At 59.2% G+C, this 1,847-nt stretch carries 2 protein-coding genes; both read right to left on the bottom strand.

Annotated features, from left to right (window positions below; genetic code table 11):
• Nucleotides 1-39 precede the first annotated feature (39 nt).
• Nucleotides 40-912 carry a hypothetical protein gene (locus LR394_RS40980; protein WP_231450132.1) on the bottom strand — a complete coding sequence of 291 codons (873 nt, stop codon included), beginning with the start codon at nucleotides 910-912 and terminating at the stop codon, nucleotides 40-42.
• Complete coding sequence (locus LR394_RS40975; RefSeq protein ID WP_231450131.1) at nucleotides 909-1,385, bottom strand: hypothetical protein; 477 nt, start codon at nucleotides 1,383-1,385, stop codon at nucleotides 909-911. Before LR394_RS40975 ends, LR394_RS40980 begins: the two co-directional genes overlap by 4 nt.
• Between the last annotated feature and the right edge of the window lie 462 nt (nucleotides 1,386-1,847).

The raw sequence follows: 1,847 nt of genomic DNA, 5'->3' as shown, positions 1-1,847 counted from the left end.
CTTCATGGGCGGCCGACGGCAGGCGGTTGAATCCGTCTCTTACCGGTGAAGGCGGCTAAATTGCAGACGGACGGAGTCTTCGTCCTTGAGTTCAATCATCTCGCCTACGGACTGGCTCCACCCATCCGAGATCAGGAAGTAGCGGTCTCCGACATGCTGGAGCAAGCGAAGGCCGTCGTACCGATAGGTTGGCTCGCCGGATGTCTGCGGCAGTTCGGTCACGCCGACCCCTGGCGCGGTCAGGTACAATTGCTTCTCGCTGAAAACCACTACAGGCACCAATTGTGAGGGATTGTCGTTCACGGCGGCAGCGAGGTGCTTGCCCAGGATTTGAGCGTAGTTGGCGGCTGCCCAGAAGAGCGTCAGACAAACAATCACGGCGATGCAGACGTGAAAGACGTCGTCTGCCCAGGTTCTCTCGTGGTGATCGGCCAAGCGGCGCCTTAGACCGGCAGAGTAGGCGGTGAAGAGGAAACCGGTCCCGATGCTGAGAGGGAAGAAGACCGTGGCCGGGGTGGGAATCAGGATTCCTATGGCAAAAGCCGCTGCCGGGAGCGCGATCCACCCCAGCGAGAGAGCGAGTAGCCACCTTCTTTGGGTCTTTGCAGACCAAGCATATAGTCTTGCCGTGATTCTGGGATCAGCCCAAAGCCAGAGGAGCCCTGTTAGAGCGATCCCAAGGATTGCTGGCAGCAGGGTGTTGATGCTACGGAGCAGATAGTCCTGCGTGCCTTGGCCGAGGATGCTCTGACTGAGGCCGAGGGCGTCCGCCTGAGCTTCGCTCCGACGCCATCCGAAATAGAACAGCAGTGCGGTCAGGGCAGTGATGTTGCCCAGGACCGCCAAGAGTCGGCGCCACGGATGATGCTCAGCCTCGCTGGTCTCTGATGTGGCTTCGGTCGAACTTGTCATTGATCAGGGAATTTCAGTCGCGGATCTTCTCGGTTTGCTTCTTCTGATTCTTCCCACTCCGTCCCTGTTTCGGCGGTCCACCCGCATGACGGGTCATAGGACTCCAAATACCTTGCGAGCGCGCGGTATACGTCGCAGGAGAGCAGCGTGCTGGCGCCCCCGGAGAAGAGCAGGCCGTACTTTGCCTCGACATAGTTCAGTGTCTCCGCTGCCTTCCCGCGGTCGCCCTCGCATGCATAGATGGCGGCCTGAGAGAGCACTACACCCTGCGGTGAACCATATTGTCGCCAATCTTCATCAAGCTCGATCAGAGCTTTGGCGCAGTTGGGAGTTTCGCCTCGGAGAGCCTCGAAGACATCGGAGAAGGCCGAGTCCGGTTCGTCGTCATCCAGTCGGGGAATGAAGAAGCGAGGATCCTCCGGATCGGGAGTAACCGTGCGCGTAGCCGTGCTCGTGACCGTCCTCGTCACCATTGATGTTTCCCTCCTGGTCACTGTGACGCCTGGTCGTGTCGTCGTAGCGGTCCGCGTGACCGGGACTTCGACCGTGCGGGTCACGTACACGGTAGGAGTACCGCCGCGTACGACAGTCGTCGAAGTCTCAGTCACGGTCCGTGGTGCGAGATTGTCATCGGAGGAGAGGGTATTGGCTGGCTTCTTGGGTTCGCCTGTCGGAGTTGGGACTACGACAGGCGCCATGGTGCTCGAGGATGGCACCGCAGTGCTCGAAGACGGTAGTGCTGCATGGCGGTTGCTGTCATTGTTCTCGGAATCGTCCGTGCATGAAGTTATGGCTACGGCAATCAATGGCATGGTTAGCCAGAGCAGCCACGTCTTCCACGAGATGACACGTACTGCGGACATCTGTTTCCTCCTGAGATGACCTGCGTCGCCTGTGTTCCGAGGCGCACCAAATTCAAACGACGAAGGTTGATA

Origin of the sequence: Kineosporia babensis (assembly GCF_021129305.1) — a bacterium.
GTDB classification, from domain to species: domain Bacteria; phylum Actinomycetota; class Actinomycetes; order Actinomycetales; family Kineosporiaceae; genus Kineosporia; species Kineosporia babensis.
The sequence above is the reverse complement of the archived record's forward strand: the minus strand, read 5'-3'. Positions and strand labels throughout refer to the sequence as shown.